The sequence below is a fragment of the Dyadobacter sp. HNCC25DJ184 genome (genome assembly GCF_056895215.1).
Genome location: NZ_JBXHAQ010000003.1, coordinates 227,966 through 249,512 on the forward strand (window position 1 = coordinate 227,966; position 21,547 = coordinate 249,512).

A 21,547-nucleotide genomic window follows, 5' to 3' on the forward strand; every position below is an offset into this window, starting at 1 on the left:
ATTGAGATGAAAATCATAAAAAAAGTGGGATATGCGGGTTTAGCGTTCACGATGCTGGCATCCTTCCAAAGCTGCGATTCCACCAAAGCCGAAGAAGAAAGTCAGAAAACTGAAGCCAGGGCGCCTGAGTATGAAACAGTTGTTATCAAAAAAGGACAGTTGTCATCAGACTTGAAGATTCCGGGTGAACTCATTGCGTTTCAACAAGTTGACTTATATGCGAAGGTCAATAGTTTTGTCAAGAAATTATATGTTGAGATAGGAGACGAAGTATCAGAAGGCCAACTTCTGGCAAGTCTGGAAGCACCTGAGCTCAACGCCCAACTGTCTGGAACAGAATCAAGAGTGAAGTCGCAGGAAGCGGTATATCTTGCAAGTAAGGCTAATTATGATCGTTTGTTAGAGACCAGCAAGACGCCAGGAACGGTATCTCAAAATGATGTAGATATTGCCTTTGCCAAACAACAATCTGACCTCTCGCTTTTGGAAGCTGCCAAATCGGCGCGAAAGGAAATCGTTGATAACAGAAATTATCTGGAAGTTAGAGCTCCGTTCACCGGTACTATATCAACTCGTAATGTGAGTACTGGAGCATATGTCGGTCCCTCGGGCAAAGGTTCTGAATTCCCATTATTTACGTTGGTTATGCAGAAGAAGCTGCGTCTTGTAGTGAGTGTACCAGAAGCATATACCGGCTATCTTAAAAACCAAAGTCGCGTTCAATTTCAGGTTAAATCATACCCGGATCAAAAATTCGACGCTAAGATCACCCGCATGGCCGGTGCTTTGGATACAAGATTGCGCTCTCAGAGAACGGAAATGGATGTGATTAACGGTGACAAGAAACTGCTTCCAGGAATGGTTGCAGAAGTATCTGTGGCGCTTTCAAGTGGGAAAGAGTTAATCGCCGTGCCTAATTCCGCGATCCTTAACACTACCAGGGGCATTTATATCATCCGGGTAACGGATAAGAAAGCGGAGTGGGTACCAGTAACAATGGGTAGGTCAAACGGCGAGGTTACAGAGATTTACGGCGAGATGAAAGAAGGAGATATCATCGTAAAATCTGCAGCTGAGGAAATCCGTAACGGCTCCCCTATTCACGTAAAAGCAGAAAGTTGATCAAATAAAACTCAGCGCAACTCAGCGTCAAACTCTGATGACTCTGCGTTTAAACCAACAAAAATCAGCTTAATTCTTATCATTCAAAGTAATCCTGAGCTTTAGTCCTGCAAGTTCGGTTTCGACTTCAGTGCAACGACCGCTCGTATAAAAATAACTATTTCGCTTTCCGTCCGGCAAAGTAACCTGGTATTCCTTAGAGGTCATTTTCCGGACACTGCACATCTGGCCGAATCGTTCAGAATATACCTCTTTCACATCCACAGGTTCGCCATAAAAAAGACTTGTGAGCGTATTATTAATGGGAAATGATACTTTTTTTGTCTTTACCACACTGTTTTTTTCCTCAGAGAAAAATACCTCATAAATATGCCCTGGTTTAATCAGCGTCCTTGTTTGCTCTTTCAGATCTCCATTCACATGATGTGAGGAAAGGGAATTGACGAGGTGACCATTCTCAAAAAAGCTTTGGCTGCTGAATTTACCGGATCGGAAAAGAAACTTAAAATCAGACTCAACTTTTTGAACCCTTGAGTCACGATCGGCAGACGGGGAAAGATTCTTAAAAACGCGTAAAGATCCAACAGTTTTACCCGCAATACTAACCTTGTATACATCGGTCTGAGTTTGAGAATTGGCTGATCCTAAACACAAAACCATCGAGCACATTGCCGCAAATACCCATTTCTTACCGTGCATCAATTTCATAAACAACTGCTTTTGATAATACTTACACTATATTAACTACATGTTACAATTATTGTTCCACTAACCGACTTGATACTCTACAAAGACTCAATGGTTAATATTTTACCATCCGAGTCGTTGCCTCAACGTGAGAGCTTACCTATTCTTAACTACGTAGTTGCGGAACGACCTCACTTTAAACCATTAAGAAGTCTTTTCAACCCTTACAAGCCTTCTTAGCAAGTCGTTGGTAAATTCGGTTAACGTCTGGGTGACACTCAAATTCAAAGAAAGGTTGCCCCACGCAAAATTTACGCAATTTGGAAGATACATATTATTTAACGGAATCGAAATCAAGGTATTGAATCAAAGCAGGATTCTCGGGTGATAATGTAAAATACACTTGCAAGCTTCCATTTTTCCCATTGACATTAAAAACGCCACGAAGTTGATTCTCGGCCTTCATTTCACCCACACTTACTATTTCTCCAATTTTGGAAAAAAATACGTCCGATTCTTTTTTACGATGATCTACGGATTTATCAGGAAAGAAATTTTCAGCAAAGATTCCGCTGCGTTCCGCATTTGCCCAGGCGGGCAGAAGTTTAACGATCTCGTTTTTGCGTTTGTTTAGTATATCCGACACGACCACCGGTTTAGGTTCAAAACCGGCCATTGAAATCAAAGAATCCAAAACCATATTGTTGACTGCTGCCATCCCCGCGTAAGTCCGGTTAGCCAGGCCGACGATAGCAATCCCGTATTCGGGAAATATTTGCCACTGGCTTCCAAAACCGGGAAGGCCGCCGGTGTGCCCAATAGAAACACGGTTCTCACAATCCTTACTCCAACGCAATCCATATCCATATGCGGAAACCGTCGGACAAATCCTTCCGTCAGGATACTTGTAATTGAGGTTCATATTGTTAAAATTCCAGGGCTGTTGCATTTCACGAACATCAGAACGTTTAACGGGACCTGATTCGGGGAGAGAATTAGCCGGCCAAACCGACATATGAAACGCCATATACTTGCTGAAATCTTCAACTGAAGTAATCAGCCCGCCCATCGCACCGTAGGTTCCATCGTGCAAGAGCTCTTCTTCCTTCCATATATTATCCTCAAAGCGGTATCCATGAGCAAGCAAGTTTGCGGGGGCCTTTGTGTATTCCCATATCGTATTGTTCATGCCTAATGGCCTGAATATCTTTTCGTTGATATATTCCTGGTAGGGTTTACCTGAAAGCTGAGTAATGATCCGACCCAAAATTGCAAAACCGAGATTGCTATATTCGTAAGTCGTACCTGGCACATTCGAAAACGATATTCCATTTTTGATAAGCGCCAGCAACTCGTCGTCGTGGCTATCCAGCTGTCGATCGCCCCAGGGATTGTCTTCCGGAAATCCCGCCATATGGGTCATCAAATGGCGGATTGTGATCGGCGGCGCATCAGTTGTCAAACCCTTGATATTTTTTGCTTCTTTGATATAAAGATAAAGTGGATCGTCCAGTTTTAATTTCCCCTCATTTCTCAACGCCAATATCCCCATCGCCGTCACGCTTTTAGACATCGACGCTATCCTGAACAGACTTTGAGCTGAGGCTTCGGTTTTATTTCCAAGGTCGGAATACCCGTACCCTCCCGCAGCAACCAGTTCTCCATCTACAATGATTCCAAATGAAACTCCTGGAAAATGATTTTTCTCGGCGTAATCCTTGTACATCTTTTCAATAACGGGAAGTGCCAATTTCGCCTTTTCAACCCGGTCGGAAGTCGTGTTGGGTGTTGACTGTTTCCGCTGACCGAAAACGGCCAGTGGAATAAGCATTAAGAAAAGCGCTAAAGAATTCTTCATAGAGAGTGAGACTATTTATTTTGATTCATCAATATATACAAAAATTGGAAATAAGGAGCCTGAACTCCGACAAGCACTCTCCAAACAATAATACTTTTAATGTTTTTGGCCTCAAACTCCGCTTCCATTCGTCCATACCGCCGATATTCTTCAAAAAAACTCGTCTCTTTTTGATACTATTCAGAGAAAAATTCTAATTTCTTTGTTTTGTACAACAAGTACATTTTAATATTATTTAAAAAGTACAACAAAATGAAATTAATTGCGAGATAAATGCGTTAATTTTGCATTGAAGGGAGTTTAACAACAAAAGAGTACAAAACTCTCTATTTGGTTAGAAAAACAATTTATAAAAATATTCATATATACTACTTGGGGATGTACCCTCAGGAAATTTTGAAAAACTTAAATTCACTCCTATGAATTATTCAATTTTAGCTCCTTCGCAGTCCAGAAAATTCCTCCGAATCGCTGTTGCTGCATTTTTCTTCGTTCAGGGCTTAAGCTTTGCAGCATGGGCCAGTCGGATTCCGGATATTAAAAACATGCTTCATCTTACCGAAGGGGGTCTTGGAACTGTTTTATTGGCGCTTCCAATCGGTCTGATGGCAAGTTTGCCGATATCAGGATGGATGGTAACCAACTATGGAAGTCGCAAGATGGTTATGATCGGTGCCATACTATATGCTATTACGCTGACATGTATCGGATTTGTAACAAGAACCGAACAATTGGTAATTGTTCTTTTCGCCTTTGGTCTTTGGGGTAATCTTACCAATATTGCCGTTAATACTCAGGCAGTTGCGGTTGAGCAGGTATATGGCAAATCTATCATGGCATCGTTTCACGGTTTGTGGAGTTTGGCAGGGTTTGTAAGTGCAATGATCGGTTCGTTGTTTATATCGATTCATATCCCTCCGCACGTTCACTTCATCTTTATCGCAATAGCAGCATTGGCAGTAATTATCATGGCTAACCGTCACACGATGCCAGACAGCAATAAGAAAGAAGAGGAAGCGCAACCCATGTTTGTGAAACCTGACCGCGATCTGTTGATGCTGGGTTTGATCGGTTTCTGTTCAATGGTGTGCGAAGGTGCAATGTTTGACTGGAGCGGCGTTTATTTCCAGGAAGTGGTTCACGTAGCGTCCAATATGACGACACTTGGCTACGTAGCATTTATGGCCACCATGACCGGCGGACGTTTCACGGGTGACTGGCTGGCCAACCGAATTGGGAGAAGAAAAATGCTTCAGATCAGTGGTGTTGCCATGGCGACAGGTCTGGCGATCGCGGTTTTTTTCCCAAATGTCATCACAGCCACAATAGGTTTTATGTTGGTAGGTTTCGGAGTTTCTTCGGTCGTGCCATTAGTATATAGCGCAGCAGGACGCGCCACAAGCATGTCGGCAGGTATGGCACTGGCAGCCGTTTCCTCGATCAGCTTCATAGGGTTCCTGATAGGACCGCCTTTGATCGGTATCGTAGCCCAGTTTGCTAACCTGCAATGGTCTTTCGGAATAGTGGGAATCCTTGCTTCACTCACAGCAGTTCTTTCATCGAAAGCTCGCCTGATCCAATAAAGAGCTCTTAGGCATGAAATTTTTGAAAAGGATAGTCTGAATGGCTATCCTTTTTTTGTTATCCGATATCGTCAATGAAACATCTCGCATTATTTTTCGCAATCCTTTTCACCAGTTCTTTGGCGTACTCTCAAAAGGATTCGCTAAGGAATCTCGATATTAATCTTGAAAATTATCCATATCCATTTCCAGTTAAATTCCTTGACTTGAGTACCCAGGGACAAAAGCTACAAATGGCTTATATGGATATTGCTCCCGCGGTACCGAATGATAAGGTAATTATGTTACTGCATGGAAAGAATTTCAACGGTGCCTACTGGGATCAGACTGCTAAAGAGCTATCCAAACTGGGATATCGGATCATCATTCCAGATCAGATTGGTTTTGGAAAATCTTCTAAGCCAAGAAGCTACCAATATTCATTTCATCAGTTGGCGCAGAATACCAGGCTGATCCTCGACCATCTGAATATCAAATCAGTAATCGTGCTGGGACATTCGATGGGTGGTATGGTGGCAACTCGTTTCTCTTTAATGTACCCGCCATTGGTATCCAAGCTGATCCTTGAAAACCCGATTGGACTGGAGGATTACAAACTCAAAGTTCCGTTTCAAACTATTGACAAGTGGTATACTACCGAAGCGAAAGCCGACTATAATTCCATCAAGAACTATCAGTTAGCGAGCTACTATGACAATAAATGGAAGCCAGAATATGCCAAATGGGTTAACGTTCTCGCGGGATGGACGCTTAACAAAGATTATCCGATCATTGCCTGGAACTCTGCTCTGACATACGATATGATTTATACTCAACCAGTATGTTATGAATTTGAACACATCGCTGTGCCGACCCTGCTTATCATTGGCCAGCGTGACAGAAGTGCGGTCGGCAAAAGTCTTGCACCAGAAGACGTCCGAAAAACACTGGGTAACTATCCTGAACTAGGCAGAATAACGAAAAGCAAAATCAAAAACAGTCAACTCGTCGAACTCGACAATATAGGGCATCTACCTCATATAGAAGACTTTGATAGATTTTTTAAACCACTGAAGACTTTTCTCTAAAAATAGCGCCTGAGACTGATTTGATAAACAAATTCATATGCCTGGAAAGCTTATCAAACAAAAAATCCGACCTATTCCCTTTCGGTGTTCAATATCAATTTCATTTGTTCGGAATCGGACAGACTTATCGAGCTATATCGACATAAAAGACTGATATTCAATATCCTATATCGTAAAAGGTTGATGGCATAAAGTTTGTATTATTGGCCTGAGCTATTGGTCTCTCTTTTCAACCATCATCCCCATGCTGAAAAACTACTTCAAAATTGCCATACGCAGTTTGCTCAAAAACAAGCTCTTTTCCTTTATCAATATTTTCGGACTTGCCCTCGGCATGTCATGCAGTTTACTTATCGGAATGTGGGTGAAGGATGAAATTTCTTTCAACAGATTCTATCCTAAGGTCGAAAACATATATTATGTGCACTCCGCCTCGGATTGGCATGGTCAGAAAAATGTTGGAGCCCCTACACCAAGTCCCTGGGCGGACGCAATCGAAAAAGAAGTTCCAGAAGTAGACGCCATAACGAAGGTAACTTGGACCCGAAACCTGCTTGTCAAAGTCGGCGAAAAATCAATCAAAGAGGATGGAATTTACGCCTCATCGGATTTTTTCAAGGTTTTTCCTACCCCATTTTTAGAAGGAAATGCAACCAATGCGATTAAGGAACCAGGTTCAATCGCTATTTCCAAAAAGCTGGCTGACAAATATTTCGGAAATAACTCAGCGATCGGAAAGACGATCAAACTGGATAATGCAAAGGATTTCACGGTAAGCGCCGTTTTTCAGGACATTCCTTTGAACGCCTCTGAACGTTTTGACTGGATTGTAAACTTCAAAGTTCAGGAGCAGGATTGGATGAAATGGTGGGGGAATTCCAGCTTCAAAACATATGTGAGATTACAGCCGACCGCTAATGCAGCTCATGCAGAATCAATTATGAGGCAAGTGATCAAAAAGAATGCTCCGAAAGACCTGATCAGTTTTCCACTTTTGCAACCATTGACCGATTTATATCTCCACGGAGATTTTGAAAACCTGAAACCCTCGGGCGGAAGAATCGAATATGTACGAATTTTTTCTATCGTCGCCATTTTTATCCTACTGATTGCATGCGTCAATTTCATGAATCTTGCCACTGCCCGGTCGGTCAAAAGAGCGAAAGAAGTAGGCGTAAGAAAAGTGGTTGGAGCGGAACGTAAATACCTGGTGATCCAATTTCTGGGTGAGTCGCTTATCGTGAGCAGCTTGGCCGCAGTATTGGCACTCATTTTTGTAATGACATTGCTTCCGGCATTCAATGCAATTGTTGAAAAAGATATAACCCTAACGGGAGATCCAATCCAGTGGCTTTCGTTTCTTGGTCTGATCTGCGTAACAGGCATCATTGCAGGAAGCTATCCTGCTCTGTTTTTATCAGGTTTGCAACCGATCCGGATTCTGAAAGGAAAACTTACATTTAATAACTCCAGCGCCTATCTAAGAAAAGGGCTGGTGGTATTTCAGTTCGGGCTGTCCATTTTCCTGATCGTGGGGATGCTGGTTATAGGACGGCAAATGAATTACATTCAGAATACTAAATTGGGACTGGAACGCGAAAATGTTATTTACATTCCACTGGAGGGAAGTTTGAACGACAAACTGGAGGAATTTCGCCAGCAGATCATCAATTCTTCGACTGTTTTGTCTGCCACGACGGCTGGATCATTACCAACTAATATTAGCAGTACATCGGGCGATCTGGATTGGACTGGTCGCGACATGAACGCTGACAATTCGGTCGCAGTCAGCACTGTAGGATATGATTTCGCCAAAACCATGAATATTAAAATATTATCGGGCCGTGATTTCTCAAAGGATTTTGCAGCCGATACTGCCAACTATATCATCAACGAGGCAGCTGCCAAAATGATGAAGATGAAAGATCCGGTTGGTAAGCAGGTGAAATTTTGGACGGGAAAAGGCAACATTATAGGTTTGATGAAAGATTTTCACCTCAACAGCTTCCATGAGGCAATCAGACCGTTAATTTTAGTCAATTTCAAAGGCCTGAATACAGAATTCATGATGATCAGAACCCGACCTGGACAGACACAACGAGCTCTGAAACAGGTCGAAAAGATCGCGAAAGACTTTAACCCGAATTACCCTTTCACCTACCATTTTCTGGATGAAGATTATGAGCGTATGTACCGGTCAGAAATGATCGTAAACACATTGATACAATACTTTGGATTTCTTGCTATCATTATCTCCTGCCTCGGACTGCTTGGTTTGGCTGCTTTTACTGCCGAGCAGCGAACAAAGGAAATTGGCATCAGGAAAGTGTTGGGAGCCAATGTTGCGAGCGTAGTGGCTTTGCTATCGAAGGATTTCGTAAAACTTGTTATTATATCAATCGTTTTGGCGACGCCTCTGTCATGGTATATAATGGACAAATGGCTTGAAGATTTCATTTACCATATCGATATCACCTGGGAAATATTTGCCATCGCAGGTGTCTTGGCTTTGGCAATTGCACTCTTCACAGTTAGTTTTCAAAGCATCAAAGCGGCACTTCTGAATCCTGTAAAGAGTTTGCAAACGGAGTAACTACTTTATTTATAGGTATTTATATTTTCACCATTGAGGATTTTAGAACCATTGAGAAGAGTGATCTTAACCTTTCTAAAATCCCAAATGGTGAAAAAACCTATATCACGAACTGCCTAAGATAATTACGGCTCGCCAAAATTGCCGCTGTAACGTCGTTGATATGCCCCTCAAAAGCTTTGTCCTCTACTTCAATCACAACAGGTCCACGATAACGAACATCCGTCAATGCAGCAAAGAATCCACGCCAATTGACATCGCCCAATCCTGGTAATTTTGGAGAGTGATATTCGAGCGGATTTGCCATAATCCCTACCCTGTCGAGTTTGTCGCGGTACACTTTCACATCCTTCAAATGAATATGATGGATCCGGTCAGAGTAGTTGTAAATCGGCTTCACTTCGTCCATCATCTGCCATATCATATGCGACGGGTCGTAGTTTAGCCCAAAAATCGGACTAGGTATAATCTCAAACATACGATCCCAAACAGCAGGACTGATCGCCAGATTTTTGCCTCCCGGCCATTCGTCATCTGTAAAAAACATCGGACAGTTCTCAATCGCGAGCTTTACATTATTCTCTTCCGCCACTTTCACAACAGCCGGCCAAACATCAGCAAACGTTTTCAAATTATCCTTGATCGATTTTGCCGGATCGCGACCAATAAATGTATTGACGACCGGAATCCGAAGTTTGGCGGCAGCTCGGATAACCTGTTTGATATGTTCGAGGTAAAATTCGGTTCTTCCCGGCGCAGGGTCTAACGGATTTGGATAATAACCCAACGCGGAAATAAAAATTCCAGCCTCCGATAATGAATTCTTGATTTGTCTGCAACGTGCATCAGAAAGGTCATTCACATCGATGTGAGTCACTCCGGCATATCGTCGATTATCAGCATTGTCCTTGGGCCAGCACATTACCTCCACACAGGAGAAGCCATGGTTACCAGCAAATTCAACCATGTGTTCGAAGCTGAAATCAGCTAAAATAGCACTTACAAATCCAAGTTTAAGCATAAACAAAAATTAAAAAAAGGTAAATTGGAAGAGCGGAAAGTCACCACTAAGCTGTGAAAATAGTAAATACCTGACTGCCTTTAAAAATTTCATCAAGTTTTTGCCTTGGTTTATCAAACCGCGTTACCATCTGTCCTAAAATAGTATGCTTCATTCCCCATAAACCTGCTAATATTGACCCATAATCAACGAAAACAAACGATAACATGGAAGATCCAGAACCCGGTATTGGTAAAAAAATACTAAGTTTTTTTATCAATGAAGACACAGAAAACCAATCAGATAGCCAACCTAAATCGGCAAAACCCCAAACCGACTCGTCGGTGAATTTGCCTGCTAAGGTAGTTAATACTAATCCCGTTGTCACGCCTAAACCCGACAGTAAGTTTCTGGATCACTTTGCAGCTCTGCTGAACAAGTCGAATATTCCCGGCCCTGACTATTTTGAGTACAAACAAGTACTGAAAAATATGGAGAGCCTTCAATTATCGGAAGAAAAGCTGTATCTGGCGGCCTGGGCAAGTTTTATGGCCATGGGTGGGGTGAAAGAGACCGCGATTCTACAAAGCTCGGGAGAACAATATCTGAAGATTCTGGAAGGAGACCGTGATTCTTTTCTTAAAGATGTTGAAAAAGCGATTAACGAGCGAGTCGGATCTCTGAAAAAAGAACAGTTTAATCTGGAGGAAAATAATAGAAGATATGCTGACGAAATTGAAAAGCTCCAACAAAAAATCGAAGAAAATAAAAACCGGATGGGTCAGATCTCATCAGAAATAAACGAGCAAACCACAAAAATAAACCAGAACAAAGACGGCTACGAAACGACATTCTCGTCCTTTACGAACCAGATTCGACAGGATTTAGAAAAAATAAACAAGTACCTGACTAAACAATAATATATATGGCAACTCCTGATTTCACACAACTCGGCGGCGGTAACGATGACAATTCAAAACGCTCCTATTGGAGCAAACCAGAAGGTGTTACGTCGCTTCTCGTACTAGGCGGACTGGGTGCAGCGGCGCTTTATTATTGGAATAAAATCGCTGTTTTCCTGATCACAGTTACACAAAACACGCTATATCTGGCGTTTTTGGCGGGTTTACTTGCGATTCTCATCTTCCTTTTCACAAGCAAAGACGTTCGCACCGCAGTGTTCTTTTTGTTCAAGACAATGATGCGCAAAATAACCGGGCTGGTGATCAAACTGGACCCTATCGCTATCATGAAAATCTACATCGATGATTTGAAAGAGAAGCGCCAGAAAATGCAGGGGCAAATAGATACCCTTGCAGGGCAATTGGTAAAACTCAATAAGAAAATCAACGAGAACAACGAGCAGATAAAGCAGAAATTTGCCGAGGCAAATAAGGCTAATCAGCTGTCGGACAGACCCGGCATGAAGGAAACTGCTTCATTGGCCACCATAGAGGGGGCAGGTTTACAGGAAATGAATGAAAAGCTTTTCCCACTGCAACGTAATATGAAAACAGTGCTGGAGTTTATGGAAAAAGTAAACAAAAGTGCCGATTACATTATTAAAGAAACAGAGATAAAAGTTAAACTGAAAGAAGTTGAATATAGAATTGTAAAGGAGAGCTCTAGTGCCTTGCGTACAGCTGTTAGTATATTCAAAGGTAATCCGGATAAGAAGTTCTATTTCGATGAATCGATGGAATATATCCAGGATGATATGAGCCAAAAATTGGGAGAAATGAAACGTGCAATGGACTTATCCATGGACTTCATTAATGGAGTTGACGTCCAAAACGGTATACTTTCTGATAAAGGTCAGGCCATGATTGAGGCATATAACCATGGAGAATTCAAGTTGATTAACCTGGATGGCCCTAAAATTGAGTCAAATAAACCGTTGGCTGGTGGAAATGATTCTGGTTACAAAGGCCTTTTAGACTAACTAAACTTCATATTCATTTACATTTACCAACCTAAAAGTAAAAATATATAAACCATGAAAAGACTAACAGTTGCAGGAAGGTTACTAATTACCGCTATCATACTGGCTGCGATTTTTGCCGGATATAAATACCTTGGAGGCCAGCAGGCCATTGATAAAATGGCTGCTAGTCAGCAGAGTACCGAAAATTCGGAGATCGTTGCTGACACCGCTCAGCAAATGCCTGACACAGAATCATCTGCGGCAGACGGCACCACATCTTTCACATATAAAAGTCCCGCCCCAGTCGATGGAGCATTAAAAGGAGTTGTTGAACTGGGAGCTAGTGGGTTTAACTCGTTCATTATCAATGTAGATAAGGAGAAAAGATGGAGTCTTGAAAAATCCGAATTCGGAAACAGCCTGGTTACTGAAAACCTGGCAACGGAGGAAGATATACGTGCCGGTTTAAAAAAGTATATTGGAACCATGCTCGACTTCGGGGTCGGAAGCAAGAATATACATTTCGTAGTAAGCTCTGGCGCAGCTAAGGCGGATGTTACTCAAAAGATTACCAAAGTACTCAAATCCATGGGTTATGTGGTCAATCAGGTGACGCCGGAACAGGAAGGTCAACTAGCACTAAAATCGGTGTTACCCGCTGATTATCAAGACAAAGCATTTGTTGCTGACATCGGTTCAGGCAATACCAAGATATCCTGGATCGAAAATGGAAATGTAAAAGCAGTGGAATCTTTGGGTGCAAAATATTTCCAAAATGGTGTCAGCGACACACAAGTCTATGAACAAGTTAGCTCCCTTGTAAAACAAATACCTGCAAGTCTACGTAATACTTGCTTCATTATCGGAGGTGTACCTTACGAAATGGCCAAGGAAGTACGAAACGGAAAAGAGCGCTATACCGTTTTACGTGCGCCTCTCGCCTATTCCAAATTGACAAATGCAAAGTCGAAAGCGGGAATCAATATTTACAAAGGTATTGCCGACGGAACAGAGTGTAAGACTTTCGTCTTTGACTGGGACGCCAACTTTACGATCGGGTTCCTGCTAAGCTTATAATTGTTGAGTGTAAAAAGATGGGTTGGGCAATTTCAAGTTGTTCAACCCATTTTTTTTTGCGTTCAGGTCACTTAAGCGAAATCTTCCTTTCATAAGTCGGTTTTGGCAAAATCTGACGCAAAATTGAAATTTTCAACCGCAAATTTTCAAATGTGTTTCCCATTCTCTCAATTCTATTTAATTCATTGGTTTACAGATACTTACCAGTTTAAACCTTGTAGATTCCGGATCGCTCTGGATGAATTTTACGCGTTTACAATTTCCTAAGCCTGAAGAGCATCGACCTACGGAGGACGCTCTATAAAAATCTCAGAGGCTTTGATTTTGAGACATTTCATAATATTCGCGAAATTTTTAACTTCTGACACCTATCTATATCTCCGAATTCAAACAAGTCACTAATTTTGTTCTCCTCTTCATCATGCTTGAAAAAGCTCTTCGTCTATTGTTCTATAAGGCATGTTTAGATTTCAGCTATTTCAAAATTCGAACTGGAGTACGTCAGATTGAGTGACAGCATCACAATGCCTCTCCGACTGATTGGTGATTAGAATGCAGGTAGAAAACCTGAAGCTGGCTTTTTTACTCATTTCGCCACTATAATAGCGATACAAACCTGATTATCAATGAAATATGTGTAACCACATCATATTAATATTAAATTAAAAAGACATAAACCTGAACCAAACGGAAGGCCAAATCCTTTTAATCTTGGTATAACAACCAAATTCCACCACAAACTCCAAATACTAACAACTCATTTATGCCTGAAGCAACAGCTCCGACCTTTACCGGCTATCAAAAATTCATAATTGCCATATTGGCTTTCCTTCAATTCACAGTCGTTCTGGACTTTATGGTGCTCTCGCCACTGGGTGCCATTCTTCTGAAAGAACTTTCAATTTCAACCACCCAATTCGGACTAGTGGTTTCCGCCTACGCATTCAGCGCGGGTGCCTCCGGATTGCTAGCCGCTGGCTTTGCTGATAAATTTGACAGGAAAAAATTGCTGCTCTTTTTCTATTCAGGCTTTGTGCTCGGGACATTTTTTTGCGGGTTGGCTCCTGATTACAATTTCTTACTCATGGCCCGTGTATTCACTGGAATTTTTGGAGGAGTCATCAGCTCCATCAGTTTTGCGATCGTAACAGACCTTTTCCCGATTGAAAAAAGGGGGCGTGTGATGGGCTTCGTTCAAATGGCATTTGCGCTTAGTCAGGTAATAGGGATACCGGTTGGTCTATATTTAGCCACTCATTGGGGTTGGCACTTCCCTTTTATAATGATAGCATCGATCAGTGCGCTTATTGGAATAATTATATTTCTAAAAATGAATCCAATTTCGGAACATCTCAAAATTCAGAAAGAAACTACCGCCTTTCAACACTTAAGTAACATCGTTTCGAAGCCTGAATATCTTCGTGCTTTTGCAGCCACCACATTACTTGCTACGGGAGGTTTTATGCTGATGCCTTTTGGTAGTGCATATGGCGTTCATAATTTGGGGATATCGCTTGATCAACTTCCCTTACTTTATATGATCACGGGAATTTGCATGCTTATCTTCAGTCCGCTCATGGGGACATTGAGCGACAAAATTGGTAAATATAAGATGTTCATCATTGGCTCGACGATCACTTGTATCATGACTCTGATCTATTGTAACCTAGGTATAACGCCATTTTGGCTGATCAATATCTTCAATATTTTGTTGTTTGTCGGTATCACCGGGCGGATGATTTCCGCATCCTCGCTTATGACTGGTGTTCCGGAACCCCAGGATCGCGGGGCTTTTATGGGGGTCAACTCATCCGTGCAGCAAATATCCGGCGGTGTTGCATCCATGATTGCCGGGCTAATTGTTTATGAAACGCCAACAGGCACCATTGCGAACTATCCTACCTTGGGAAATGTGGTAGTAGCTGCTGTGATTCTTACGATAGTATTGATGTATCAAATTCATAAATACGTCACAAAAAGGGCAGCTGCTCAACAAGCACCAATGACTACTGCCTCGTAACAGTTACTCAATTTTAAAAATATCCAAAAAAGGCGTGATCAGTCTGATTACGCCTTTTTTCTTTTACGAATACAACTTATTGCAAATCAATATATTACAATTATTATCAAAATTTTACCAGCAAATACTTTTATTTATTATAATATGTTTATTACTTTTATGACTAACAAAAACTTTTAACACTTTTCATTTAATTAGATTAGCTATATAAATATTTTACGTTTATTTACATATCCAACATGAGATAAACTATTAACTATTTATACATATAATACTTTTAAATGAAGATCTTAAGTATTGTGAACAACAAAGGAGGTGTAGGTAAAACTACCTCAGCTCAAAGTATTGCCGCTGGTCTTTCCAAATTTGCCAATGCACGCGTGCTGGTTATTGACTTGGATGCGCAGGCTAGTTTAACCAAAAGTTTCGGCATTACTCATGCGGGCTTAAAAAAAGACAGCGGTTCTTTTATCACCGGCGAGTATGAATTTGATGAAATAGTAAAGCGTGTTGGAGATATAGATATTTTACCAGGCTCTGCGGAAATGATACACCGCGAAGACACGATTAAATCGGCGCCTATATTTCCGTTCAATCTTAAGATTGCGTTGGAGAAAGTAAAAGATCGTTACGATTTTGTGGTGATCGATTGCCCACCGGCACTATATGGAAATACGAGACTTGCGCTTGTATCTTGTCATCAATATTATGTGCCTTTGCAGGCGGAGTTTTTGAGTTATGAAGGTTTGAGAAACTTTTTGGTATACTCGGCAGAAATTAAGAAAATCAGTCCGAGCACAAATTTGGGTGGTGTATTCGCAACACGGTATAATCCAAAAATCAGAAAGAAGATCAGTCATGAATTGATCAGCGCTACACGTGAACAATTGGGTGACGTCTTCATGGAATCTTATATCCGCGACAACATCGCCCTTTCAGAAGCGCAGGCAAGTGGAATGACAATTTTCGACTATGCACCGAACAGCAACGGTGCGGAAGACTATTATAAACTTACAAAAGAAATTTTAGAACGAATTAACAACTGACACAATGGCTAAAGAAAGGAAATTTGATTTTGCACCCCTTCCATTGGTAGCGGATATCAGAGACGAGGAGGAAATTCAAGTACCTGCTGAAGAGGTAGACGGACCTCCCACCAAAGTTACTTTCGACTGCGACTACCGGTTGATGGAAAACATGAAGGACTACGGCTACTGGGAGGGTCTGACTCAAAAAGACATTATTCTGGAATCATTGAGGTTATATTTTGAAGACAAGGAAATCCGGCCACGGCCTGATAAAATCAGACAACGGCCAAAAGTTGGCAGAAAGCCTAAAAGTGCATCATATTAAAAAAAGCCAAGTCTATACATACGAGACTTGGCTTTTTTGATTTTGGTGACCAGCTACTGAACAATTACTTTCCCTGTGGTCTCTCCCTTTTGATTATTGAAACGATAAATATATACTCCAGCAGAGGTGTTCATTTTTATTTCGGTTTTTCCATAAAATGAAATGCTTTGCAATTTTCGACCGCTCAAGTCGTATATCGAAATTTCTGATTGGCCACTAAGCTTTGTTTCTACACTGATTATATCTTTTGTCGGATTGGGAGAAATCTTTACAATCTCACTTGGTTCCGTTCCAATTCCAAGAATTGGATCAACTTTCACAACCGTTTGTGCTTCAGCTTGGCATCCGTTGCTATCTGTTATACTCACTACATAAGTCCCAGCCTCGCTGACTTTCGCATTTCCTAAAACAGGGTTTTGTTCCGAGGATGCGAAATTAAGCGGACCGGTCCATTGATATTTCGTTCCGCCGGATGAACTCAGGCTAATTTCAGACCCCTCAAAATATGGTCCGGTATTCGACGCAGTTGCGATGGGCGCAGCATACACAAAGACCTCCATTGAAACTGTATCCGTTTGCTGATTCGGGACCGCACAAAATGCTGAATATTGGCCGGAAGCAGCTGGCATTATATCTATCGAATTCCCACTTTCACCAGTAGACCATGTGACTGTTCCCCGACATCCTAAAGCCGACAAATTAACCGGGCTACCTGGACAGACGCTGTCAGCGCTGGCGATAACGCGAAAGATATCAGACGCTGTCGATATCAAGTCCCACTGGACAGACCATGTTCGCACGTCTTTCGCATCGTCGCGCCGGCTCAATGTTGTAGCGTCGAAAACGGTCGCACTTAGAATTGAATGATCCGGTGCATCGCCGGGCGATAAAATTAGCTCCTCTCCTATTGTCGGTAAGAGCTTTCCATTCACCCGCCATTCTACGACAAGTGTGTTGGGCTGGGGTTTCAAAAGGCCTAATTTAAAAACCTGCGGCGAATTAAGCGTGAGAACATCAGCAGTATCAGGTTCAACCTTATCAAGCGGACTTACAGCCGACAAAATCCTCTCCGCAGTCCCCTCCTTACATACAGCGCACATAGGCTCACTCAAATACTCCATCAAACAACGACCGTTTACCGGTTTAAACCACTTGGATGCATATTCGTCTATCCCATGAGGATATATCTGAACATTATATTCGTTCAGCCAATTCTTCCAACGAATAATCCGGGGATCGTTGATTTGCGTCATATTGGGGCTCTCCCAACCGTAGCCCGCCCAGTATTCATCGCTGAGCCCAGTGAGTGTGTGTCCAATTTCATGAACACCAATTGTGTTTGCCGCAATATTCAGGGTATGCACCGCTATACCGCCACCCGAACCACCGTAAAAAGGTGTATTAACCAACACAACGATAAGATCATATGCAGGAAAATTATAGCTGAGCACATCAAAAAGCACATATACCTTGCTAATCGTGACGAGCCTGTGAATCGATGTCCCAAATGTCGCGCCGTAATATGTATCCTTCACCCCGACAGGCTGATCGGGATATGCGTCGGGAGCCGTTCCGGGGTTGGTCACGCCACTTTCGTTGGAAGGTGTTGGTATCGCAACAAAGTTAAAATAGTCGCGGTAATGGCTATACGGTTCGTAATTCAGAAAAAAGTCGGCAAACTTTTTTGCTTCATCGCTAAATTTCGGGAGTTCATCTTCTGTAAATCCATCGCCCAAGATTACAACATTGAGTCGCCTGTCGATCGGACCAGATTTATATAGCGTGTCCACCTTAAAAATTTGGGAAAAGCCGCTGGAACACAGGAATAAAAACAACAAAGAGGTAATGATTTTCTTCATCTTTCTTAAAATGAGAGGGTGTATATTTTCCTGCTTCCTTTACGACGGGTTACGCTATACAAATCAATTTTCTCAAGCGACTTATCTTCCTGAAAACGCATAGTCAAAACCCCTTCATCCGAAGTCAGCAATTCACTCTTGATTTTCCCTCCCGGAGACGAAACTTCAACTTGTTTATGTAGTGGATGCTGATAAATAGATTCCTGATTCCGGCCATCGGCGTAAGTACGAACGGCCTTGATATAGCTGGGGTATTCAACGTGGTTCTCATTGGTTTTCATCTTACCGGTACCCGAAACCGCGTGAACCAGCTCCACCTTCTCCCGTCGGCCTTTATTGCTTTCACTGATTTTGAAATTCAGAAAAACGATGTGGTCAGATGCATTCTTATTATAATTGGGAAGACTGGTAACATCTATAACAGAATGAGCACTGTTACAGCCAAAAAGCAACAAGCCAAAAATCAAGGAAAGACGGCTAAATTTCATTACATATTTATCAAAATACATTTGAATAAATATACCATTTCAAACATAAAAAATCACAACAATTTAATGGTTTTTTCTAATTCTAAAAGAGCGATCCGAATGTCCTCATCCGACGTCCGATAGTTGACAAAAGCTGCACGAATACCAGCCTTTCCAAAAATCATAGTCGGAGTCATAAAGACCTTACCAGCTTTATTTAGCTTTTCCAAAAACAGGCTATTGTCTCCATTCTTTAAAGCAAAACAAACAACATTCAGTCGCAGCGGTGCGAGCAATTCAAAATTATCACTTTTCGATATCCCGTCCGCAAACTGTCGGGCGCTGGCAATACTGTTTTCAAAAATTGAGTTAAGTCCGGCGCGGCCATATGCCACCAGACTAAACCATACTGGTAGCGCCCGAAGCCTCCGGGAGTTTTCGGGAACGAAATTCAAAAATGAAAAACTCTCATTCGCATCTCCCAAATAAGCTGCGTTCGAATTTTGAAAGGTCTGGATCTGTAAATGAGCATGTTCTTTCCTCGTAAATATTACCGCGCTGTCATAGGGAACATTGAGCCATTTGTGGCAATCGATGGTGATGCTATCGGCCTGTTCCCACCCTTTCAGCAAGTGCTTAAATTCGTCAGTACAAGCCGCAAAACCTCCGAAAGCAGCATCAATGTGGAGCCAGAAATTATACTTTGTTTTCAACTCAACGATCTTTTCAATATCATCAAAATCGACGGTATTGACCGTCCCTGCACTACATGTAAATATTACGGGAGCAGATTGGTGCACTTTAAGATGCTTTTCCAAGTGATCAAGATCGACAGCTTCCCTACCTTCAATCACCTTGATTTTTACCAAATTGTCACTACCCAAACCTAGCATTGACAAAGACTTAATAACTGATGAGTGAGGGACAGCACCCATCACAACCAACTCATTTCCAACTCCTCTCCTGGCAATATCTCTCCCAAACTGTTGCCCTGCCCATTGCCGGGCCGCCGCCAAACCTGTGAAATTGGACATCGTCGCTCCACTCACAAAAGCGCCGTTGAACGTATCCGGCAGTCTCAAAAGAGACCGAAGCAGGGTCAATGCGTCCATTTCAATTTTAGCAGAAATATCACCCATCCCGGCGACGGACTGCGGATTTTGATCAAAAACGGAGGTAAGCCAGTCCGCTGCCAGAGCCGCCGGAGTCACTCCTCCCGTAACAAAACCCCAATATCTCGGCCCTGAACTGGATACTAAAGTATCTCTATAATTTTCATCAAAGACTCCCAGCGTTTCCAAACTACCGAACCCGATTTCAGGCAATTCTGTCTCCGTAACCGCCGGTAAGCCTGAGGTAGGTCTTTCTGTTATGGTGCTTAAATACTGATCGCTGTATCTTTTTATTTCCTCCAGAATCTGAGGCAACTGAGTGAGTTCTTCGTTGAAATTTGAAAACATGGTCAATAGAATTTCTGTCCTGCTTGTTAAAGCAGGTTGGTTATTAATATATGAAGAGATTATCTAATTATAGAAGTAGTGAGGAAGCCGCCGAAATTCTCCGATGGTAATTCAGTTGTCCATTATGGTAGGCAAGATGCATAAGCAAATGCGTTAAAATAGTGGCAATATCCTGATCGGGATATAGAGAAAATACTTCGTGCGGATATGGTTCAGCGAGGCGATCGTCGTGCATATCATTAATTACTTGAGGAATAATCCGCATCAGGTCCTTGATTTCGAATAACAATCCTTCTTGATCAAATCGTTTTTCAGAAAACTCTGCGTCACGGTTGCGTATATACGGGATATTCCCCAAAGTGAGTCCGATATAGGTTCTCAAATTCCCGATCAGGTGTTGCGCAAGGACTCCACCGGTGTTTATAGTTTCAGGAATTACCTTCCAAAGCTGCTCTTCGGAGGTGTATAGTCCCACCTCGTCGTGCAGTTTTTGAAGACCCCTTTCGAACAAGATCGCTGTTTTAGATTGATGCATTTTCTTTTTCAGTTGGGAATGGAGTTGTTTTAAGATTTTTGATTCTATATCCCAAGTTAACCAGATAAACGCCAACCATTGTGATCACAAATGCAAGGATTGTAAAAATAGTGATGGTTTCATCTAAAATTAAATACCCTAACACAATGGCTACCAAAGGATTGATATAAGCATATATCGAAACAAGCCCCGCCTGTAGTTTTGACATGGCATATAAATACGAGCAAAAAGCCAGTATTGATCCTATAAAAACCAGATATAGCAACGCCAACATAGAAGTGGTTTCAGGAAAAGTCAGCCCATTCCAATCTTCAGCAAAGGCACTCAGGATTGTGAGCCCAATTCCGCCTGTAAACAATTGCACCCCAGCGTTGAAAAATGGACTGGATGTTGACTTATTGAATTTCGTATATAGTCCGCCAAACGCCCAAAAAACACATGAAATTGCCGTCAGCACAATTCCTATGAAGGAGTTGGTATCATGGACCAAAGCCAGATTGTCGCCAAAAACAATTGCTAAACCGCACATGCCTAACAGCACACCCATCGCTATCTGTTTGTTAATCTGTTCGTTGTGATCGAAAATAAGATTGACAATAATGGTAAAAATCGGAATCATGGCGCATATTAGTGCAGCAAGCCCACTAGGAATATATCTCACCGCCCAGCCGACCATACCAATTCCAAAAGTGATCATGCATAAACCCGGAATAATCTGCAATTTGATATTAGCCCAGGTTGCTTTTTCCTCTTTCCTGAAAATCCAAAGGCCACCTAAAAGCAACGCTCCTGCAAGTATATTCCGAATTGCCATAAATAGCAGACCGGGAAAATGCGCAACGCCGATACGCACTGCCAGATAAGTGGTGCCCCATATGAAACAAACCAGCACCAGAGCGATGTACGCCTTTGTTTTCGACTCCATATTAAAATTCAATTTGT

Annotated in this window: 18 protein-coding genes; 10 read left to right on the forward strand and 8 right to left on the reverse strand. The window is 42.0% G+C overall.

All coding sequences use genetic code 11. The annotated features are described in order from the left end of the window. The first annotated feature begins 6 nt into the window (after positions 1–6). The gene (locus tag AC1XUD_RS06020; protein ID WP_483360064.1) at positions 7–1,122 is read left to right on the forward strand and encodes an efflux RND transporter periplasmic adaptor subunit; all 1,116 of its coding nucleotides are present in this window, start codon (positions 7–9) and stop codon (positions 1,120–1,122) included. Positions 1,123–1,191: 69 nt separating this feature from the next. Here the strand turns inward: AC1XUD_RS06020 and AC1XUD_RS06025 are convergent, their stop codons facing one another. Then, positions 1,192–1,830 (reverse strand): DUF6134 family protein, encoded by a 639-nt coding sequence (locus tag AC1XUD_RS06025; protein WP_483360065.1) that lies wholly within the window; start codon positions 1,828–1,830, stop codon positions 1,192–1,194. 313 nt (positions 1,831–2,143) lie between these two features. Continuing rightward, complete coding sequence (locus AC1XUD_RS06030; protein ID WP_483360066.1) at positions 2,144–3,667, reverse strand: serine hydrolase domain-containing protein; 1,524 nt, start codon at positions 3,665–3,667, stop codon at positions 2,144–2,146. Between the two features lie 419 nt (positions 3,668–4,086). Here AC1XUD_RS06030 and AC1XUD_RS06035 point away from each other — a divergent pair, with 419 nt between their 5' ends. The 3 genes from AC1XUD_RS06035 (at position 4,087) to AC1XUD_RS06045 (ending at position 8,910) form a co-directional block, all read left to right on the forward strand. After that, positions 4,087–5,250: an MFS transporter gene (locus AC1XUD_RS06035; protein WP_483360067.1), complete on the forward strand. Its 1,164-nt coding sequence runs from the start codon at positions 4,087–4,089 to the stop codon at positions 5,248–5,250. Positions 5,251–5,324: 74 nt separating this feature from the next. Beyond that, positions 5,325–6,317, forward strand: coding sequence for an alpha/beta fold hydrolase (locus AC1XUD_RS06040; RefSeq protein ID WP_483360068.1), 993 nt, complete (start codon positions 5,325–5,327; stop codon positions 6,315–6,317). Positions 6,318–6,561: 244 nt separating this feature from the next. Then, positions 6,562–8,910 carry an ABC transporter permease gene (locus AC1XUD_RS06045; RefSeq protein ID WP_483360069.1) on the forward strand — a complete coding sequence of 783 codons (2,349 nt, stop codon included), beginning with the start codon at positions 6,562–6,564 and terminating at the stop codon, positions 8,908–8,910. Positions 8,911–9,010: 100 nt separating this feature from the next. Here AC1XUD_RS06045 and AC1XUD_RS06050 read toward each other — a convergent pair whose 3' ends face one another. Next, entirely contained in the window at positions 9,011–9,931 is a 921-nt protein-coding gene (locus AC1XUD_RS06050) for a sugar phosphate isomerase/epimerase family protein (protein ID WP_483360070.1), read from the reverse strand. A 206-nt stretch (positions 9,932–10,137) separates the two neighbouring features. On the opposite strand from AC1XUD_RS06050, the gene AC1XUD_RS06055 reads away from it, so the two are divergent. From AC1XUD_RS06055 to AC1XUD_RS06080, 6 genes are all read left to right on the forward strand, one after another. Further along, on the forward strand, positions 10,138–10,830 hold the full coding sequence (locus tag AC1XUD_RS06055; RefSeq protein WP_483360071.1) for a hypothetical protein: 693 nt from the start codon (positions 10,138–10,140) through the stop codon (positions 10,828–10,830). A 5-nt stretch (positions 10,831–10,835) separates the two neighbouring features. Further along, on the forward strand, positions 10,836–11,852 hold the full coding sequence (locus tag AC1XUD_RS06060) for a hypothetical protein (protein ID WP_483360072.1): 1,017 nt from the start codon (positions 10,836–10,838) through the stop codon (positions 11,850–11,852). Between the two features lie 54 nt (positions 11,853–11,906). Beyond that, a complete protein-coding gene (locus AC1XUD_RS06065) occupies positions 11,907–12,911 on the forward strand; it encodes a Ppx/GppA phosphatase family protein (protein WP_483360073.1) in 1,005 nt (334 codons plus the stop codon). Positions 12,912–13,674: 763 nt separating this feature from the next. After that, entirely contained in the window at positions 13,675–14,931 is a 1,257-nt protein-coding gene (locus AC1XUD_RS06070; RefSeq protein ID WP_483360074.1) for an MFS transporter, read from the forward strand. A gap of 281 nt (positions 14,932–15,212) precedes the next feature. Further along, the gene (locus tag AC1XUD_RS06075; protein WP_483360075.1) at positions 15,213–15,977 is read left to right on the forward strand and encodes a ParA family protein; all 765 of its coding nucleotides are present in this window, start codon (positions 15,213–15,215) and stop codon (positions 15,975–15,977) included. A gap of 4 nt (positions 15,978–15,981) precedes the next feature. Continuing rightward, entirely contained in the window at positions 15,982–16,284 is a 303-nt protein-coding gene (locus AC1XUD_RS06080) for a hypothetical protein (protein ID WP_483360076.1), read from the forward strand. A gap of 53 nt (positions 16,285–16,337) precedes the next feature. Here the strand turns inward: AC1XUD_RS06080 and AC1XUD_RS06085 are convergent, their stop codons facing one another. The 5 genes from AC1XUD_RS06085 to AC1XUD_RS06105 all read right to left on the reverse strand — a co-directional run bounded on the left by AC1XUD_RS06085 (position 16,338) and on the right by AC1XUD_RS06105 (position 21,530). Further along, positions 16,338–18,143 carry a M64 family metallopeptidase gene (locus tag AC1XUD_RS06085; protein WP_483360077.1) on the reverse strand — a complete coding sequence of 602 codons (1,806 nt, stop codon included), beginning with the start codon at positions 18,141–18,143 and terminating at the stop codon, positions 16,338–16,340. A gap of 5 nt (positions 18,144–18,148) precedes the next feature. Further along, positions 18,149–18,631, reverse strand: a complete 483-nt coding sequence (locus AC1XUD_RS06090; protein WP_483360078.1) for a hypothetical protein — start codon at positions 18,629–18,631, stop codon at positions 18,149–18,151. Positions 18,632–18,684: 53 nt separating this feature from the next. Further along, positions 18,685–20,070 carry a pyridoxal phosphate-dependent decarboxylase family protein gene (locus AC1XUD_RS06095; RefSeq protein WP_483360079.1) on the reverse strand — a complete coding sequence of 462 codons (1,386 nt, stop codon included), beginning with the start codon at positions 20,068–20,070 and terminating at the stop codon, positions 18,685–18,687. A 67-nt stretch (positions 20,071–20,137) separates the two neighbouring features. Continuing rightward, positions 20,138–20,605 carry a DUF1572 family protein gene (locus AC1XUD_RS06100; RefSeq protein WP_483360080.1) on the reverse strand — a complete coding sequence of 156 codons (468 nt, stop codon included), beginning with the start codon at positions 20,603–20,605 and terminating at the stop codon, positions 20,138–20,140. Further along, complete coding sequence (locus AC1XUD_RS06105; protein ID WP_483360081.1) at positions 20,592–21,530, reverse strand: DMT family transporter; 939 nt, start codon at positions 21,528–21,530, stop codon at positions 20,592–20,594. Before AC1XUD_RS06105 ends, AC1XUD_RS06100 begins: the two co-directional genes overlap by 14 nt. Positions 21,531–21,547: the final 17 nt, after the last annotated feature.

Excerpts from the sequence above, each read along its gene's own strand:
- AC1XUD_RS06025 (WP_483360065.1), bottom strand. The coding sequence starts at position 1,830 with ATGAAATTGATGCACGGTAAGAAATGGGTATTTGCGGCAATGTGCTCG.
- AC1XUD_RS06080 (WP_483360076.1), top strand. The coding sequence starts at position 15,982 with ATGGCTAAAGAAAGGAAATTTGATTTTGCACCCCTTCCATTGGTAGCG.
- AC1XUD_RS06040 (WP_483360068.1), top strand. The coding sequence starts at position 5,325 with ATGAAACATCTCGCATTATTTTTCGCAATCCTTTTCACCAGTTCTTTG.
- AC1XUD_RS06055 (WP_483360071.1), top strand. The coding sequence starts at position 10,138 with ATGGAAGATCCAGAACCCGGTATTGGTAAAAAAATACTAAGTTTTTTT.
- AC1XUD_RS06060 (WP_483360072.1), top strand. The coding sequence starts at position 10,836 with ATGGCAACTCCTGATTTCACACAACTCGGCGGCGGTAACGATGACAAT.
- AC1XUD_RS06045 (WP_483360069.1), top strand. The coding sequence starts at position 6,562 with ATGCTGAAAAACTACTTCAAAATTGCCATACGCAGTTTGCTCAAAAAC.
- AC1XUD_RS06065 (WP_483360073.1), top strand. The coding sequence starts at position 11,907 with ATGAAAAGACTAACAGTTGCAGGAAGGTTACTAATTACCGCTATCATA.
- AC1XUD_RS06100 (WP_483360080.1), bottom strand. The coding sequence starts at position 20,605 with ATGCATCAATCTAAAACAGCGATCTTGTTCGAAAGGGGTCTTCAAAAA.
- AC1XUD_RS06035 (WP_483360067.1), top strand. The coding sequence starts at position 4,087 with ATGAATTATTCAATTTTAGCTCCTTCGCAGTCCAGAAAATTCCTCCGA.
- AC1XUD_RS06075 (WP_483360075.1), top strand. The coding sequence starts at position 15,213 with ATGAAGATCTTAAGTATTGTGAACAACAAAGGAGGTGTAGGTAAAACT.
- AC1XUD_RS06095 (WP_483360079.1), bottom strand. The coding sequence starts at position 20,070 with ATGTTTTCAAATTTCAACGAAGAACTCACTCAGTTGCCTCAGATTCTG.
- AC1XUD_RS06105 (WP_483360081.1), bottom strand. The coding sequence starts at position 21,530 with ATGGAGTCGAAAACAAAGGCGTACATCGCTCTGGTGCTGGTTTGTTTC.
- AC1XUD_RS06090 (WP_483360078.1), bottom strand. The coding sequence starts at position 18,631 with ATGAAATTTAGCCGTCTTTCCTTGATTTTTGGCTTGTTGCTTTTTGGC.
- AC1XUD_RS06020 (WP_483360064.1), top strand. The coding sequence starts at position 7 with ATGAAAATCATAAAAAAAGTGGGATATGCGGGTTTAGCGTTCACGATG.
- AC1XUD_RS06030 (WP_483360066.1), bottom strand. The coding sequence starts at position 3,667 with ATGAAGAATTCTTTAGCGCTTTTCTTAATGCTTATTCCACTGGCCGTT.
- AC1XUD_RS06050 (WP_483360070.1), bottom strand. The coding sequence starts at position 9,931 with ATGCTTAAACTTGGATTTGTAAGTGCTATTTTAGCTGATTTCAGCTTC.
- AC1XUD_RS06085 (WP_483360077.1), bottom strand. The coding sequence starts at position 18,143 with ATGAAGAAAATCATTACCTCTTTGTTGTTTTTATTCCTGTGTTCCAGC.
- AC1XUD_RS06070 (WP_483360074.1), top strand. The coding sequence starts at position 13,675 with ATGCCTGAAGCAACAGCTCCGACCTTTACCGGCTATCAAAAATTCATA.